Raw genomic sequence first — 16,347 nt, 5'->3', positions numbered from 1 at the left:
GCCAGAGGACACAACACGTCCTCGACCCCGATTGTTCCCGCTCCCTGCTACCTGACGGGGGCTCAGCTACGTGGCGCCAGGTTGTTGAGCCGCCGTCGGGTAGTAATTTGGGGGAAGAGTTGTCGGGTGGTGATCAGGGGGCGGGGTCGACGGAGACGATGCGGGCGACGGCCAGGGACGCCTCGGCCCCGGTGGTGGTGACGGTTCCGCGGACGCGGCCGGCGTTGAGGGTCGCCGGCAGCATCTCGATCGTCCGTTCCTTGCCCTGCGAATCAGCGATCCGGATGAGCACGCGACGTTTCGCCTCCGCCGCCTCCCGCAGCCGGTCCATATGCCCCAGGGGCTCATCCGTGCTCACCTGCGCGGCCGCCGCTGCCGGTGCCGAACGCAGAATCCGCATGTATTCGCCGAGGTGGCCGTCACCGACCCGCGGACGCCGCCGCACGCTGACCTCGGGTTCCGATTCGGTGATCACCCGACGCTTGCGCGCCGGCCCTGTCGCCGAATGCAGCAGCGCATGATGGTCCCCGGCCTCGAGCAGATGCATCGTCCGCTCGGGCCCGAGCTGAGAGATCGCCACCGTCGGGGCTAGGCGCTCGAGACCCGCCGGCATCATCGCCTGATCGGAGAAGATGACATCGAGGTCGACCGGATCGTCAACGATGAGCACCGCACGGGCGCCTGCCACGCGCACCCGCCGCAGCTTCGAAGCCGTGTTCTGCACGAGGAACTCCAGCGTCGACGGCAGCTCTTCGGCACTGATCTCCGCAAGTTCGGCCAGAGCCTCCTCCGGGGTCAGACCGGCCTGCATGGTGTCTTCGATGGTCTCTGCGTCGATGCGATAGACGGTGCCCTGACCACGGGCCTCGACGACGGCGTACCTGCGCAGAATATGGTGGACCCGCGGTTCGATCGGGCCCGTCGCCACGGCCGTGAGATCGGACTGGATGAGCACCGAATCGACCTCTGCCCCGAGCCCCTCGGTGACCGCGGCGATGACATCCCCGGGCACGGTCAGCGCCTCGGCGGCCACACCCAGCGGCAGAATGGAGGGATCCTGGGCGGCATGCTCGGCCATCGCCCGATCCAGACCGGCGGCCAGGCGAAGGCCGAACCGGCTCGGCCCGAAATGAGCGGGCTGCTGCAGAGGCGTCGTCGCCAGCCCCAGGCTGACACAGGCATGGAGAACCGCCTCGGTCATCGCGAACTCATGGGCCGGCAGCAGCGGATGCCGTCGCAGCACCTCGGCATGGATCCACCCCGCCGACCGAGCCGTACCCAGACCGATGTCGTGGAGGACCGACAGCACGGAGAAGCGCAGCAGCGGCATCGCCGGCACCGAGAGGCCGTGGCCTTTGAACAGGGACTTCTTCGGGTTCGTGAGCACGGTGAGGCGCTCATTCTCACTCGCCCCCGCGGCCAGCTGAGTGACGTCGAGCAGTTCACGCAGCCATGCCCCGACCAGCCCCGCCCACAGTTCGGCACGATCGCCGGCGAGGGCGGAATCAGCATCATCGGCGGCCGTCCACTGCGGATCGAGGGCATCGTCGAGGACTCCGATGAGGTGCAGCGACTTCGCCGCCAACAGCAGAGTGATCGTCTGCTCGAGGCTGAGATCGAGAGTGCGAGCAAGCCGGGAGACATCCCGCTTCGAAATGCCGCCGCTGGTCAGCCGAGAGATCGGAGCGACGGCGAGCTCATCGACGAGCCCGCGCAGCGACGAGATGACCTCGGCCACGGCAGCCTGTTCGCTGTTGTGGATGAGCGGCTGAGAGATCGTGGCCGTGCTCGAATCGATCGTCGACTCATCGATCTGCCACGGATAGGCCCGAGCGGATTCCGCCGCCGAGGTCGGCAGAAGAGTGATGGCCTCGGACTGGATCCGCCACACCGGGCAGGCAGAGAGCAGGCCGCCGGCGGATCGGTCACCCGTCCCCGAATTCCCGGACCCGTCCGTGTCCTCGCTCAACGGCCACGCCAGGCCGAGGTCGCGCAGGCGGGGCAGGGCCGCCTCGGCGAGGGTGGGATCGATATGCGGATTGCCGGCGATCTGGATCTCGGGCGTCGTCCGGGCCGCCTTCGCCAAGGAGATGAAGACCTCGAGCGTCTGCGCATCGAGGGCCTCGATGCCGCGGGAGACCCCGATGCGTGAGGACGCGGCCGCGGCCAGGGCCGCCATCGTCGGGGACTCGGGTTGGAGGAGGTCGCGTCGAGTCCGGACGAAAGACTCGAAGTCGGCATCTGCACTGTGGGACAGCCACTGGCTGAAGGTCATTGACATCGCAGATCAGTCTATCGCGAGGGGTACAATAGAGGGGCAGAACAGGATCAGAGAATGGACGGAAGGACGCGCATTGTCAGCCACTCGAGTCGACACGACCATAGTTGTCGCCGCGGTTGTCGCCGCAGCCATCGGGGCGCTCGGCCTCCTCGGTGTCCTCGGTCAGGCCTGGATGGGGCTGACCCCCAGTTCGCTGCTGACCTACCTGCCCATGATCCTCGTGCCCATCGCCGTCATCCTCGCCTGCGTGGCCATGATCCGAGCAGCCATCCGACGCAGACAGACCGGGGTGGGCCACCGCTGAAACCAACACTCGTGCCGCTGACCCCGCCGGTGCGGGGACGGGTATGAGCCACTCTCGCACAGGGTGATCCAGGCGGTGCCGAACCCCACCTCGCCGAGGCGGCCGGCCACCCGCCCGTGCCCGTGATCGTCCGCCACCGATCAGGCGCTCGCCGACAAGACGCCCACCGCCTGCACAGAAGGAACGGACGATGCGAGTCCGCCGGTCTGATCTCGGCAGCCTGCGGCCCCACGGACAGCATCGACTGACCAGGCACACCAAATGACCAATCACACCGACTGTCCGGCCTCGCCGCTTGAACACCCGCTGGGGATCACAGCGACCTGCACACAGTCACCGACGCACCACCCGACCAGCTTCCCGGCCGTTCCACGGCCGACTGACACACAGCCCGCACCAGCGGGCACCGAACGACAAACCCGCCACCGCGGGTACGACCAGACAGAAAGGACACCATGCCCACCGGACGCGTGAAATGGTTCGATGCCGACAAAGGCTTCGGCTTCGTCATCGCCGAGGACGGCTCGCAGGCCTTCCTCCATTCCTCCGTGCTGCCCGAAGGACTCGAAGTCACCAAGGGCACCCGACTCGAATACGATGTCGTCGACTCCCGCCGCGGAGCACAGGTGCTCAAGGCCCGCCCCCTGAGTGCTCCGGGCAAGGTCGCCAAGGCCCGCCGACGTCCGGCCGTGGACATGGCAGTTATGGTTGAAGATGTCATCAAAGTATTGGATGACCTCAACAACGGACTGCAGCACGGCCGTTACCCGGATCCCACACATGGGAACAAGGTCGCCAGCCTGCTGCGGGCGATTGCCGACGATTTGGAGTCCTGATGTCATCACTGTTCAGTGATTGGCTGGCCCGGCAGACCGCCGCGCCCGCTGCCGCAAGCGACGTCGAGCAGACCATCGGCGGAGACGAGGCCGCGACGGTCTCGACCGCCGGTGAGGTCGAGCCGACCGCCGCTGGAAGCGCAGCGTCGACCGGCACCGGCACGACCGCCTCGGCGAAGGGATCGAAGACCGGCCGCGGACGGTCGGGCTCGGAGAAGGTCGTCCTCGACACTCAGCTGGCCGCGGCGATCGACATCGCCCGCACCGCCATCGCCGAGGTGGCCGGCAGTGCCGTTGTCGGCGAACACCTGGGAACGGTGGCGGAGGCAACCCGCCTGGTCACCCACTACTTCGTGTGCACCGACCCGACCTACCGCGGATGGCGGTGGGTGGCCGTGCTCGCCCGCGCCCCGCGTGCGAAGAAGGTCACGGTCTGCGAAACCGCGCTGCTGCCCGGCCCCGACGCGCTGACCGCGCCGGAATGGGTGCCGTGGGAGGAGCGACTCGAACCCGGCGATATGGGTCCGCGTGACACGCTGCCGAAGCTCGATCAGGATCCGAACCTGCAGCCGGGCTTCCAACAGACCGAGGACAATTCGGCGGACAACGTCGATCAGATCGCGAACTTCGAATTCGGTCTCGGCCGCGAACGCGTGCTCTCGGCCGACGGACTCTCCGCCGCCGCCAGCCGGTGGGCGGACTCGGACGCCGGACCCGAAGGCGAGTTCGCCAGCCGGGCATCGGCCCACTGCGGCAGCTGCGGCTACCTCATGCCGATCGCCGGATCGCTGCGCCAGAAGTTCGGAGTCTGCGCCAATGCGTGGTCACCGTTCGACGGTCGCGTGGTCGGACTCGAATCCGGGTGCGGCGCGCATTCGGAGACCGACGTGAGACGGTCGAACAGCGAGCCGGCGGAAGCCGTCGTCGATGACTTCTCCGGCGAGCTCGAGTTCCAGGAGGGCTGACTCACTCGATGTCCCAGATGTTCCGGTCGTTGTCGGAGCCGAACTACCGGCACTGGTTCGCCGGTGCCCTGATCTCCAACACCGGGACATGGATGCAGCGCACGGCGCAGGACTGGATCGTCCTGACCATGCTCACGGACAACAACGCTTCGGCGCTGGGCATCACCATGGCTCTGCAGTTGGGCCCGCAGCTGATCATGTTCCCGTTCGCGGGCAACCTCGTCGACAAGTTCGACAAGCGACGTCTGCTCATGGTCACCCAGGCGCTGCTGGGCACCATCGGACTCATCCTCTTCGTCCTCACCATCACCGACGTCATCGTTCTCTGGCACGTCTACGTGCTCGCGTTCACGCTCGGAATGCTCACGACCCTGGACAACCCGTCGCGGCAGGCGTTCGTCTCCGAACTCGTCGGTGAGAAGCTGCTGCCGAACGCGGTCAGCCTCAACTCGGCCTCGTTCAACGGCGCCCGCATGATCGGCCCTGCCGTCGCCGGTGTGCTCACCGCCCTCATCGGACCCGGTCCTGTCTTCCTCATCAGCGGTCTCGGCTTCGCCGCGACGCTCACGGTGCTCATCCGCCTCGACAAGTCGAAGCTGCATCCCTCCGGTCGGCGCGGCAAGGGCGGCGTCCTCGGGGGACTGAAGTACCTGCGCAGGCGACCGGACATCACGATCGTGCTCGTCGTGCTGTTCATCATCGCGACCTTCGGATTCAACTTCAACATCTACACCGCGACGATGGCGAAGATCGAGTTCGGCAAGGATGCCAGCGGCTTCGGTCTGCTCAACTCCGTCATGGCCATCGGCTCTGTCACCGGGGCGCTCGCCTCGGCGCGGCGGGAGAAGCCCCGACTGCGGTTCATCTTCGGTGCCGCCGGGGGATTCGGCGTGGCCGCCGGAGTGGCGTCGCTGATGCCCAACTACTACCTCTTCGCCGCCTCCCTCATGTTCGTCGGCTTCGCATCGCTGACGATGATGACCTCGGCGAATGCCTACGTGCAGACGACCACAGCTGCGAACTACCGCGGCCGAGTGATGGCGATCTACGCGGCCGTCGTCATGGGCGGCACCCCGATCGGGGCACCCCTGGCCGGATGGGTCGCCGATATCTTCGGACCGCGGATGGCGCTGGTCGTGGGAAGCGCCTCGGGGATCATCGCCTTCGCTGTCGGACTGACGTGGATGATCATGGCTAAAGACCTCCGCCTCCATCGGGATCCGAAGTCGCGGATCCGCCTGCACCTGAGCTATCACGGCCGTCCTCCGGGCGGCAGCACAGACTGACGGTGTCCGGCGGAAACACAGACTGACGGAGTCTGGCGGGCGGACTGCCTGTCGGCGGGTGGCGGCACTCGTCGGGCCAGAAGACCTGTATTCGGCGGATCCGGAGGTTCATGCCATAGAATCTCGGTCGACCGCCTCGGCGGGAGCTCGAGGCCATACGATCGAAACGGACGGACTGTGACAACTGACATCATCACCTCGGTGCTGGTCGGCCTGGCGATCCTGATCGGCTGCCTCGGCATCATTGTGCCGGTGCTGCCCGGATCGATCCTCATCGCCGTTGCGGTGCTCATCTGGGCGATCATCATCGGCGGGCCGACCGCCTGGATCATCTTCGCCATCGTCGCCGTATTCGTCGCGGCCGGAATGAGCGCCTCGCTCGTGCTCACCGGCCGCAAGCTCAAGTCCATGCAGGTGCCGAATGCATCGGTGCTGCTGGGCGGGGTGCTGGCCGTCATCGGCTTCTTCGTCATCCCGGTGCTCGGACTGCCGATCGGTTTCGTCGCGGGCCTCTACCTGGCCGAATACGCGCGCCTCAAGGACGGGAAGGCGGCGTGGAACTCCAGCTGGGAGTCGATCAAGGCGATCGGTCTGGGCGCGGGCATCGAGTTCGTGCTGGCGCTGCTCGCCGCGCTCACCTTCGGCATCGGCGTGCTCATCCACTTCATCGGATAAGGGCAGGCCACGGTCAGCCCCGGGCCGGCAGATGGCACCCCGCACCGTTACTGCCACACCGCACTCGGAGTGGCTTCACCTTGGGTAACGACTCGATCCCTCGCCGATAACGGCAGAACACCGCGTTGCAATAGGGTGTACTGCGGTTAAGGGTGTGGGATGCCTGAGGCGGCTCGGCGAAGCACCGCGAACCGGCAGCGTAGGCAGTCCGCGAGGCGTGCGATTCTCAGCTACGGTCGAGTCGCACGGTCCGAAAGCGTGCGATTCTCAGCCGCGGTCGAGTCGCACGGTCCGAAAGGGCGAGAACCACAATCCGATGGCTGTGAGAGCGAAGATCGCGGCCGCGAGGACCAAAGCGAATTCGGTGCCGGTGGCAGCGGCGAGGAATCCGGCCAAAGGCGAGACTATGACGATGACGGCCCGGTTGATCGAACGCATCGTCGTGTTCGTCCGCGCCTGGAAACGGTCAGGAGTGATCGACTGCCGGTAGGCCATCTCATGCGAGTTGCTCAGCCCGATCCCGAAACCGTGCAGGAACATCCCGGTGAACAGGATGATCGCCGAGGCGGCTGTGGACCGGCCATTCCCCGTCCCGCCGTCCGCGGCGAGTCCGGCCGAGATCAGGACGAGGACACCGACGGCTGAGCAGATGTGGGCGAGGATCACGGTTCGTCCGGTCCCCACACGTCGTCCCACTGCCCCTGAGCTCAGCGCTCCGGCAATGCCGCCGAGTCCGCTTCCTCCCATGACGATGCCGAAGGAGAAGGTGTCGAGGCCGATGTCGCTGAGGAAGTACACGGCAGTGACCGCTGCCAGGATGGCCTGCCCGGCGAACCAGACGTGTGTCCACACGGCGAGGTCACTCAGCGTTCGAGTCGAATACACCCATCTCAGTCCGGCCGCGATCTCGTGACCGAGCCGCCGCTTCGACGGTGGCGACTGCGGTTCCGGCTGCGGCGACGACTGCGGCGGCCTCGGTTCCTGCTGCTGCGGCGGTGCTGAACCCGAAGGCGTTGCGCTCGCGGCCCCAGCATGCGGCAGCCTGGGTTCGTCGACGCGGATGAGTGCGACGACGATCGCGGAGAACAGAAACGTCGAGACGTTGATGAGAACGGCCAGTGGAGCGGAGATGAGCGCGAGAAGCGCACCGCCGAGTGCGGGACCGGCCGTCTCTGCTGCCGCATTCGTGCCGTCGATGCGGGCGTGGGCCGGCTGCAGGCTGCTCCGGGCGACGAGGCGGGGCAGAAACGCCTGCGAAGCGCTGTCGTTGACCAATGTCGCCGTTCCCAGAAGCGCGACGAGCAGGACGAGCGCGCTGAGATCGAGCAGATCGGTGAACCACAGAGCGGGGATCGCACACAGCAGAAGAGCTCGCACCAGGTCGGTTCCGATCATGACCGGTCTGCGTCGCACCCGGTCGATCAGCGCCCCGAGCACGAGACCGAACAGCAGGTAGGGCAGCCACCGCGCGGCGTTCAGCCACCCCACACCGACGGTCCCTGCATGCAGATGATCGACGACGATGACCTGCAGGGCGATCATGGTGATCCAGCTGCCGAAGCCGGAGACGGTTTCGCCCGCCCAGAACCAGCGGAAGGCTCGGGGCAGCGCCGCAGTCATGGCCTCAGGCTAGCAAACCGCGAAAGCCATCCGACGAGCATCTTCGGCCACGGCCACGGCGCCGGTCCTTGACTCACGGCGCCGACGCTCTGCTCACGGCGCCGGTCCTCGACTCTTGGCACTATTCCTCAGCCCATGGCGCCAGTCCTCTGCTCACAGTGCCAGGTGGGCGATCTCCGGTGCTCCTTCGCCGAGTATCAGCCTGGCCACTCCATCACCGATGAGCGGGCCCATCGTGAGACCACCGGCGCCGAACCCCGACGCCAGCCACAGTCCGTCCACGCCCGGAACCGCTCCCGCGTACGGCAGCGCCCCCTCGCGGGTCGACATGGGGCGCACTCCGACCCGGGTCTCGAGGACGGTCGCCTCGGCGAGTCCTGGGGCGATCCGCAGCGCGTCGTCGATGACCTGCTGTGTTCCGGCAGCGGTGGCGCGGACGTCGAAGCCGACGCCGTCCTCCCTGGTGGCGCCTGCGACGATGCGGCCTCCGTCGAATGGGGTGATGTAGTGATGGTCGAGCGGGTGAATCGTCGGCCAGGGCGATGTGTTGACGCCGCGCAGTTCCATATGGAGCAGCTGACCACGTTGAGGAACGATTCCCACAGTGTGGCCGAGTCGTCCCAGGAGGTCGGCACTCCGCGCCCCACCTGCGATGACGAGGGCGTCGAAGTCCTCCATCGCCGAGGTGGTGCGCACCGACCATGTTCCCTGACCCGATGGGGTGATGGCTTGGGCAGTGTCGGCGATGAACCTGGCGCCATGCTGTCTCGCCCCGGTGAGGATCGCATCACGCAGAACCCGGCCGTCGACACGGCCGCCTCCGGTGATGAGGAGTCCGGTCATGTCAGGAGAGATCGGTGGGAAGAGCTCGGCAAGCTCTGCTGCATCGAGGTAGCGGACCTCGCCCGCAACTGTCCCGGCGGTCGCGACACGTGAACGGATGGTCGCAGCCGCCTCGGCGAGGGTGTCCGGATCATTGTTGACGACGAGGGCACCGGACCTGCGATAGCCGAGGTCGGGGATGCCGAGCGTCCTCAGCGCTTCGAGGAACGCGGGATAGAAGTTCCCTCCGGCCGCGTACGTCTCGTAGAAGGCGCCCGTACTCGTCGACACCCACGGTGCGATGATTCCCGCGCTGGCAGCAGTGGCCTGACCGGCCATGGCATCGTCGACAATGGTGACGTCGACGCCGCGGGAGGCGAGGCCGAAGGCAGCGCTGGCCCCGGCGATTCCGCTGCCGATGACGCCGACGCGGGCCGAGCTGTCGACGGTGCGTGCTGGTGTGCTGGTCACGGTGCGCCTCCCTGGCAGGTGCTGACAACGACGATTGCCGTCGATCTGAGACGAGCCTACGCCCCGCAGCTGGGTCAAGTTCCGGGCGGAGGTCTTCCGGCTCTGCAGGCGGCATCCTGGAAGCATCCCGCACGGTTAGCGCCAAAACACCCCGTTGCAACGGGGTGTTCTGGCGCTACATGTAGGAATTGCGGGGAGCACGTCGGGCTGCTTCGGAGCGCCGGAGCGTTCCCCGGCTGGCCGTCCCGGGCTTCCCGCCCCGCAGGCCGCGGGCTACTTCAGGGCATCGATGACGTAGTCGATGCAGGCAAGCAGCGCGCGCACGTCATCCGGGTCGACGGAGATGAAGGTCGCAATGCGCAGCTGATTGCGTCCGAGCTTGCGGTAGGGCTCGACGTCGACGACGCCGTTGGCCCGCAGCACCGTGGCCACGGTCGCCGCATCGACCGAATCGTCGAAGTCCACGGTCGCCACGACCGAGGAGCGATCTGCCGGCTCGGCGACATAGGGGTGGGCCGCCTCGGCGGCATCGGCCCAGTCGTAGACGAGCCCTGAGGACTCACGGGTCCGCTCGGCCGCCCAGGCCAGGCCGCCGTTGCCGTTGATCCACTCGATCTGCTCAGCGAGCAGGAGCAGGGTGGACACCGCCGGGGTGTTGTAGGTCTGGTCCTTGCGCGAATTCTCGATCGCGGTGGCGAGGTCCAGCGAGGTGGGGATCCAGCGTCCGGAGTCCTTGATCTCCTGTGCGCGGGCGATGGCGCGTGGGGACATGATCGCCACCCACAGGCCGCCGTCGGAGCCCATGTTCTTCTGCGGTGCGAAGTAGTAGACGTCGGTTTCGGCGATGTCGACGTCGAGCCCGCCGGCACCCGAGGTCGCGTCGATGACGACGAGAGCGTCCTCGGCGATCCCGGCCGGACGGGCGATCCGGGTGGCCACACCGGTCGAGGTCTCGTTATGGGGCCACGCGAAGACGTCGGCGGCGTTGTCCGCCTCGGCGGGGGAGGTGGTGAGGCCGGCTGCGGCCAGGGCCTCCGGCGTCGGGATCGCGGAGGTGCCGGGTTCGGCATCGAGGATGAGTGAGGAGTCCAGGTGCGGGGCCGTGTCGGTGGCCTTCGCGAACTTCTGGCCGAACTCTCCGAAGGTCGCGTGTGCGGCCCGCTGGCGGACGAGGCCGAAGGCCGCGACGTCCCAGAACACGGTGGATCCGCCGTTGCCGAGCACCACTTCGTAACCCTCGGGCAGGCTGAACAGCTCAGCCAGTCCGGAGCGGATGCGGCCGACGAGGTTCTTCACCGGCGCCTGGCGGTGGCTGGTGCCGAGCACCTCGGTCGCGGCCGCGTTCAGCGCCTCGATCTGGGCGGGGCGGATGCGGGCCGGGCCGGACCCGAAACGTCCGTCGGCGGGCAGGAGGTCGTTCGGGATCTCAATATTCGTCGCAGTCACGCTCGATATTCTACGGCGGGGCAGCCCGCGAACCGTCGGCGGTCCGTCATATGAAGCGGGCGCGCCTGACTCGTGTCCGTGCCGCGTCGTAGAGTGAAGACATGAGTGAGCCCGTCGATCGCCTCCCGCAGACCCGGAAGTCCTATGACTCTGCCGTCTTCGAACACCCGGATGCCTCACCGTTGGCCATGTTTCGCCAGTGGTACGACGAGGCAGCCGATCATGTCCGCGAACCGAATGCGATGACCGTCTCGACCCTGGACGAATGGGGCCCGAGCTCACGCATCGTCCTGCTCAAAGGCCTCGACGAACGCGGACTGCTGTTCTTCACCGACTACGACTCTGCGAAAGGCCGCCAGCTGGCCGACGACCCCCGCATCGCCGTGAACTTCCCGTGGCAGGACATGGAACGACAGGTCCGCATCCGCGGCCTCGCCGAGGCGGCCGACCCCGCAGACTCGGACGCGTACTTCGCCGTGCGCCCCCGTGGTTCGCAGATCGGAGCGACGGTCTCCAAGCAGTCCCGGCCGGTGACCAGTCGCGAGCAGATGCAGGCCGAATACGACGCCGCGACCGCGGAGTTCGAGAGCCGGGATGTGCCGCGGCCCGATCATTGGGGCGGTTTCCGCGTGCGCGTCTTCGAGATCGAATTCTGGCAGGGCCAGCAGAACCGGTTCCACGACAGGTGGGTCTTCCGCCGGGCCGACGGCAGCCACGACACGGCCGATCTCGATGACGCCTCTGCCTGGGAGGTCGTCCGCCTCTACCCGTGAGCGCCACAGATCTGTGGTGCGCCACAGGTCTGCACAGCCTCGCCGCCCTGTGTTGCAGAATGACTCAGCACAGGTGCCTGGTCACACAGCACAATGGACAGTACCAATGCGCCGTCAACAGCGGCACAGACGATGCAAAGGAGCAGCGATGACTCAGGCGACCTCTGCCGCCACCCAGTACGGACCCGAAGCCGTCTTCGACAATCTCATCGGAGGCGAACGCGTACCCAGCGACGATCGGTCGACGAACACGAACCCGTCAGACCCTTCCGATGTGATCGGCCGCTATGCCCGCGCCGACGCCTCCACCGTCGCCGAGGCGATCGAAGCCGCACGTGCTGCCGCTCCCGCCTGGGCGGACTTCGGCTCCCAGCAGCGATTCGCGATCCTCGACAGGGCCGGCAGCCTCATCGCCGAGCGTGCCGACGAACTCGGCGATCTGCTCGCTCGAGAAGAGGGCAAACAGCTGAATGAAGCCAAGGGGGAGGTGCTGCGCGCCGCGCAGATCTTCAAGTTCTTCGCCGGAGAGACCATCCGCAACACCGGCGAAGTCGTCGACTCCGTCCGCCCCGGACTCGTCGCCGAGATGACGCACGAACCCATCGGCGTCATCGGCATCATCACCCCGTGGAACTTCCCGATCGCCATCCCGGCCTGGAAGATCGCCCCGGCCCTGGCCTTCGGCAACACGATCGTGTTCAAACCCGCCGAACTCGTCCCCGCCAGCGCCTATGCGCTCACCGACATCCTCGCCGAGGCGGGACTTCCCGACGGAGTCCTCAACCTCGTCATGGGGCCTGGTTCGGTGGTCGGGGACGCACTGACCACCTCGGCGAAGGTGGACGCCGTGACCTTCACCGGCTCCGTCGCCGTCGGACGATCCGTCATCGCATCGGCCGCGGCCCACCAGATCCGGGTGCAGTGCGAAATGGGCGGGAAGAACCCGCTCGTGGTGCTCGGCGACGCCGACCTCGAAGCCGCCGCCGACGCCGCGATCAATGGAGCCTTCTTCTCCACCGGGCAGCGCTGCACCGCGTCCTCCCGGCTCATCGTCACCTCCGACGTGCACGACGAATTCGTCGCCCTGCTCAAAGACAAGATGACAGCCCTGACGGTCGGGGACGCTCGCGGTGACGGAGTCGCCATCGGGCCCGTGGTCTCTCAGGCTCAGCTCGACCAGGACCTCGACTACATCGCTAAGGCCCGTGCCGAAGGCGGTCAGGTCACCGGCGGTGAGCTCATCGACTCGGACACTGGTGGATACTTCCTCGCCCCCGCACTAGTCACGGGCACGAAACCGGGCGACACGATCAACGTCGACGAGGTCTTCGGTCCGGTCGCCTCGGTGATCGAGGTCGCCGACTACATTGAGGCGCTCGCGGTCGCCAACGACACGGAGTTCGGGCTGTCTGCGGGCATCTTCACGACCTCGCTGAAATATTCGACCCACTTCAAGCGTTACGCCGACGCTGGGATGGTCATGGTCAACGCCCCGACGGCAGGTGTGGACTATCACGTGTCCTTCGGCGGGCGGAAGGGATCGAGCTTCGGTCCCCGCGAACAGGGTCGTGCGGCACGCGAGTTCTTCACGGTGCACAAGACGACTTACGTCAACGCGGGATGAGCGCGCCCGCGCGAGCATGAAGATAAGACCGATTCAAGATAAGATTGAGTGAGTTCGCAATGGCTGCGAGACCGCAGTACGGTCGAGTGGCCGTCGCTGGGTCGCGGGACCTGAGACAGATGGACGCCTGAATGGTCCGAGTGGCCAGAAGACGAAGAGTGGAGTGGCTGGTCAGAAGTGAACGACCTCATTGATACAACCGAGATGTACCTCAAATCGATCATCGAGCTCGAAGAACAGTCGATCGTGCCATTGCGTGCCCGCATCGCTGAGCGCCTGGACCATTCCGGTCCCACCGTGTCACAGACTGTGGCGCGGATGGAGCGTGACGGACTGCTCCATGTCGGCAGCGACCGTCATCTCGAGCTCACCCCTGAAGGTCGCCGGATCGCCACCGACGTCATGCGCAAGCACCGTCTGGCCGAGCGGCTCCTCTCCGATGTCGTCGGACTCGAGTGGGAACTCGTCCATGACGAGGCGTGCCGGTGGGAGCATGTGATGAGCGAGCAGGTCGAGCGCAAGCTGGTGAGCCTGCTGCCCGAGACCTCCTCCGGCCCTTATGGCAATCCGATCCCCGGGCTCGATGTCATCGGCGGCGAAGCCGCGAAGTCCACCGAGGTCATCGATCTCGCCACGGCAGTCGGTCGGGACGGTGCGAAGAAGCTGACGATCGCCTGGTTGGCCGAACCGCTGCAGGTCGATATCCACCTGCTCCAGCAGTTCCAAGTGGCCGGTGTCCTGCCGGACAGTGAGGTGGAGATCTCCCGCAACGGCGAATACATCACCGTCCAGGTGCCCGGCGCGCAGGACGTGCTCGATCTGCCGATCGACACCGCCTCGCATGTCTTCGCCTACCGGAGCTGAGGCGCGCAGAAGTCTCTGCTCGATAACGACGAAGCTGTGGCTCGATAACGACGAGGGCGAGCAGCGGTAACGAAGGCGCGGGTGGCCGAGCCCCGATTCGTTACAAATCACTGTGATCCGTGACCCAGGGAGTGGTTCTCCACCCCTGGGTCACGTCGTATAACGGAAGAATGTTACGGAAATTTCAAGCCATTCTAAGCCTCTGACCTGGTGTTTTATGGAAAACATCAGGGGTTCCCTCCCGTGGTTGTGACAAAAACGTGACAATCGATCACCGATTGGTTACAGTTGTTGAGGTCGTTCACGCAATGACGACTTCACAACGAGATCCGAGCGCCACGCTCGCTGTGAGATACCAAGGACCGGTAGTGGCGGTTGGCCCGGAAAGCCAATAGGGACGAGAGGGAGAACGTGGCAATTAAGCAGCATGGCCGCCGCGCCGCAGATGCCAAGGTCAAGACTCCATTGACCGAACTCACTGAACTTCTGAACGCCAACTCAGGCGTCTTCGGCCGTCGTGCAGCAGTTGTCGCTGCCAGCGGTGGTCTGCTGACCGCCGCAGTGATGCCGGCCGCCGGCCAGGGTGCCGACGACCAGAGCAAGGTCTCCGCGGAAGCCGAGACCACCCAGAAGGTCGACTTCGAGAACCAGACCGTCACCATCGGTGACGACTCGAACAGCAAGAAGGAAAAAGAGGGCGACAAGAAGTCCGATTCCTTCGGCGTCGAGAGCAAGGCCATCACCGCCGAGGCTGCCCCGAAGCCCGAGCCCAAGCCTGAACCGAGCGAAACCTCGACTCCTTCCTCAGCCTCTTCCGACGAAGCTGCCGGAACCTCCGATGACACCGCCAACGGCGGATCGTCCGACTCAGGCGAGTCGGACTCCAAAGACTCCGGATCCATCGACGGATCCAAAGCCGAGCAGGTCCTCGGCTGGGCAGCCAAGGGTGTCGGAACCCCCTACGTCATGGGCGGAACCAGCCAGAGCGGCTGGGACTGCTCCGGCTACACCTCGTGGGTCTACAGCCACGTCGGCGTGAACCTGCCTCGCACCTCCGGTGCCCAGAAGGGCGCAGGCCAGGTCGTCTCGCAGTCCGAAGCCAAGCCGGGCGACCTCATCTGGCATCCCGGCCACGTCGGCATCTACGCCGGTGGCGGACAGATGTACGATGCCGGTTCGCCAGGCTCCGGCACTTCGAAGCGCAGCTACAGCTGGATGGGCGACGTCACCTTCATCCGCGTGCTCTGATCTTCTTCCCGATTGCTCCCCGCACGACTCGACGGTCCTCGAGTCGCGCGGGGAGCTTTCGTATGCCTGAAGACTTCCCGACGGGTGCAGTGGGACAGCTTTGCCGAATTGACGTCGCAGTCCCGTCGAGGGGCATGACAACCTCGCCGAGGGGGCATCACAACCTCGCCGAGGCGGCCCACCGCTCCCGTATGCGCGGCATTTCCTACCGGATTCGCGAGGATTCGTGAACGGAAACCGAAGTTTCCGTGACGCGAGCCGTATGAATTGGGTCACGGGCGCACGCGGCGTTACTCTGGAGAAGATTGAGTTCCATGAACGGTGGGCACCAGATGGTGTCACTCGCAGATTCGAAGGAAAGCAGATGGGGCATAGTCGAATAGTTCGAATAGCCGCTCCAGTCTCTGGTGCGGAGTACATATCTGTCTCCGTGCCCTCTTTTCCAGGCGTCGTGCCCATGAGCACGGCGCCTTTTGTGTTCCCTGGGGCCGGGGCAGCCGGTTTCGGCCCAGAAGAGAAGAAGATGAGGGGCGAGATATGAAGACTCTCGTGCTGAATGCCGGTTACGAACCGCTGTCGATCGTTCCGTTCACACGCGCCGTGGTGCTCGTGCTGACGGGCAAGGCGACAGTGCTGGCCGCAGAGGACATTCCGGTGAGATCCGAGCACATGAGTCTCGATCAGCCCTCCGTCATCCTGCTCACTCGCTACGTGCGCCCGCCGAGCAACCGTCGCGTCTCGCTCTCCCGCCGCGGAGTCCTCCGCCGTGACGGCCACCGCTGCGCCTACTGCTCCAAGCCGGCCTACACCGTCGACCACGTCGTCCCGCGGTCCCGTGGGGGAGGGAACACATGGGAGAACCTCGTCGCCTGCTGCCGCGAATGCAACAACCGCAAAGGCAACCGCACGCTCAGCGAGATCGGCTGGAAGCTCAGCTCCCTCCCGCAGGAGCCCCGCCTGGGGCAGCTGTGGATGCGCGGAATCGACAAACCCGTCGAGAAGTGGCGACCATTCCTCGAATACTCCAGCGCCGCCTGAGAACAAGGCATCGTCCCAGATAGGGGACCATGTTGTCCGAATGTTGGCGGAATTCGGATAACGATGTGACATAGGGGAAGTTCTCATCGTCAAT

Annotated in this window: 14 protein-coding genes; 10 read left to right on the top strand and 4 right to left on the bottom strand. The window is 66.0% G+C overall.

The features are described 5' to 3' along the window. Positions 1–133 precede the first annotated feature (133 nt). The gene (locus tag EB835_RS05820; RefSeq protein WP_240688568.1) at positions 134–2,281 is read right to left on the bottom strand and encodes a helicase-associated domain-containing protein; all 2,148 of its coding nucleotides are present in this window, start codon (positions 2,279–2,281) and stop codon (positions 134–136) included. Positions 2,282–2,354: 73 nt separating this feature from the next. On the opposite strand from EB835_RS05820, the gene EB835_RS05815 reads away from it, so the two are divergent. From EB835_RS05815 to EB835_RS05795, 5 genes are all read left to right on the top strand, one after another. Continuing rightward, positions 2,355–2,585, top strand: coding sequence for a hypothetical protein (locus EB835_RS05815; RefSeq protein ID WP_135808534.1), 231 nt, complete (start codon positions 2,355–2,357; stop codon positions 2,583–2,585). Positions 2,586–3,040: 455 nt separating this feature from the next. Continuing rightward, positions 3,041–3,421, top strand: a complete 381-nt coding sequence (locus tag EB835_RS05810) for a cold-shock protein (RefSeq protein ID WP_135808533.1) — start codon at positions 3,041–3,043, stop codon at positions 3,419–3,421. Beyond that, on the top strand, positions 3,421–4,386 hold the full coding sequence (locus EB835_RS05805) for a DUF3027 domain-containing protein (RefSeq protein WP_135808532.1): 966 nt from the start codon (positions 3,421–3,423) through the stop codon (positions 4,384–4,386). The genes EB835_RS05810 and EB835_RS05805 overlap by 1 nt, the downstream gene beginning before the upstream one ends. 8 nt (positions 4,387–4,394) lie before the next feature. Beyond that, a complete protein-coding gene (locus tag EB835_RS05800; RefSeq protein WP_135808531.1) occupies positions 4,395–5,672 on the top strand; it encodes an MFS transporter in 1,278 nt (425 codons plus the stop codon). Positions 5,673–5,849: 177 nt separating this feature from the next. Beyond that, on the top strand, positions 5,850–6,347 hold the full coding sequence (locus EB835_RS05795) for a DUF456 domain-containing protein (protein WP_135808530.1): 498 nt from the start codon (positions 5,850–5,852) through the stop codon (positions 6,345–6,347). Positions 6,348–6,614: 267 nt separating this feature from the next. Here EB835_RS05795 and EB835_RS05790 read toward each other — a convergent pair whose 3' ends face one another. The 3 genes from EB835_RS05790 to serC form a co-directional block, all read right to left on the bottom strand. Then, positions 6,615–7,967, bottom strand: coding sequence for an MFS transporter (locus EB835_RS05790; RefSeq protein WP_135808529.1), 1,353 nt, complete (start codon positions 7,965–7,967; stop codon positions 6,615–6,617). Positions 7,968–8,120: 153 nt separating this feature from the next. Next, the gene (locus EB835_RS05785) at positions 8,121–9,260 is read right to left on the bottom strand and encodes an NAD(P)/FAD-dependent oxidoreductase (protein ID WP_168216640.1); all 1,140 of its coding nucleotides are present in this window, start codon (positions 9,258–9,260) and stop codon (positions 8,121–8,123) included. A gap of 273 nt (positions 9,261–9,533) precedes the next feature. Then, a complete protein-coding gene (gene serC / locus EB835_RS05780; RefSeq protein WP_135808527.1) occupies positions 9,534–10,706 on the bottom strand; it encodes a phosphoserine transaminase in 1,173 nt (390 codons plus the stop codon). 101 nt (positions 10,707–10,807) lie between these two features. Between serC and pdxH the strand changes: the two genes are divergently transcribed. The 5 genes from pdxH to EB835_RS05755 all read left to right on the top strand — a co-directional run bounded on the left by pdxH (position 10,808) and on the right by EB835_RS05755 (position 16,253). Further along, positions 10,808–11,479, top strand: a complete 672-nt coding sequence (pdxH, locus tag EB835_RS05775) for a pyridoxamine 5'-phosphate oxidase (protein ID WP_135808526.1) — start codon at positions 10,808–10,810, stop codon at positions 11,477–11,479. Between the two features lie 148 nt (positions 11,480–11,627). Further along, complete coding sequence (locus EB835_RS05770; RefSeq protein WP_135808525.1) at positions 11,628–13,103, top strand: aldehyde dehydrogenase family protein; 1,476 nt, start codon at positions 11,628–11,630, stop codon at positions 13,101–13,103. Between the two features lie 177 nt (positions 13,104–13,280). Then, entirely contained in the window at positions 13,281–13,967 is a 687-nt protein-coding gene (locus EB835_RS05765) for a metal-dependent transcriptional regulator (protein WP_135808524.1), read from the top strand. A 411-nt stretch (positions 13,968–14,378) separates the two neighbouring features. After that, a complete protein-coding gene (locus EB835_RS05760; protein WP_135808523.1) occupies positions 14,379–15,215 on the top strand; it encodes a C40 family peptidase in 837 nt (278 codons plus the stop codon). Between the two features lie 537 nt (positions 15,216–15,752). Next, positions 15,753–16,253, top strand: a complete 501-nt coding sequence (locus EB835_RS05755; protein ID WP_135808522.1) for an HNH endonuclease — start codon at positions 15,753–15,755, stop codon at positions 16,251–16,253. The last annotated feature ends 94 nt before the right edge of the window (positions 16,254–16,347 follow it).

Source organism: Brevibacterium sp. S22 (genome assembly GCF_004745485.1).
Lineage (GTDB): Bacteria > Actinomycetota > Actinomycetes > Actinomycetales > Brevibacteriaceae > Brevibacterium.
This window is presented reverse-complemented; position numbering and strand designations above follow the sequence as displayed.